The organism is Pseudoalteromonas shioyasakiensis (assembly GCF_022398475.1).
GTDB lineage: Bacteria > Pseudomonadota > Gammaproteobacteria > Enterobacterales > Alteromonadaceae > Pseudoalteromonas.
In genome coordinates, this window is the sequence record NZ_JAKEVM010000304.1 from 1 (window position 1) to 735 (window position 735).

1 rRNA gene is annotated in these 735 nt (G+C 48.4%); it reads left to right on the forward strand.

Annotated features, from left to right (window positions below):
• Positions 1 to 735: ribosomal RNA gene (locus L1D51_RS21620) — 23S ribosomal RNA — on the forward strand; the annotation flags it as partial.

Consider the following 735-nt stretch of genomic DNA (forward strand, 5'->3'; position numbering starts at 1 on the left):
ACTGAATACATAGGTGTAAGAGGCGAACGCGGAGAACTGAAACATCTAAGTACCCGTAGGAACAGAAATCAACCGAGATTCCGGAAGTAGCGGCGAGCGAAACCGGACCAGCCCTTAAGCTTATTATGTGTTAGTGGAACATTCTGGAAAGTTTGACGATACAGGGTGATAGTCCCGTACACGAAAATGCATCTTAAGTGAAATCGAGTAGGTCGGAGCACGTGAAACTTTGACTGAATATAGGTGGACCATCATCTAAGGCTAAATACTCCCAACTGACCGATAGTGAACCAGTACCGTGAGGGAAAGGCGAAAAGAACCCCTGTGAGGGGAGTGAAATAGAACCTGAAACCGTGTACGTACAAGCAGTAGGAGCCCTTCGAGGGTGACTGCGTACCTTTTGTATAATGGGTCAGCGACTTATATTTTGTAGCGAGGTTAACCGATTAGGGTAGCCGTAGGGAAACCGAGTCTTAACTGGGCGYRTAGTTGCAAGGTATAGACCCGAAACCCGGTGATCTAGCCATGGGCAGGTTGAAGGTTGAGTAACATCAACTGGAGGACCGAACCCACTAACGTTGAAAAGTTAGGGGATGACCTGTGGCTAGGAGTGAAAGGCTAATCAAACCGGGAGATAGCTGGTTCTCCCCGAAATCTATTTAGGTAGAGCCTCGGACGAATACTTACGGGGGTAGAGCACTGTTAAGGCTAGGGGGTCATCCCGACTTACCAACC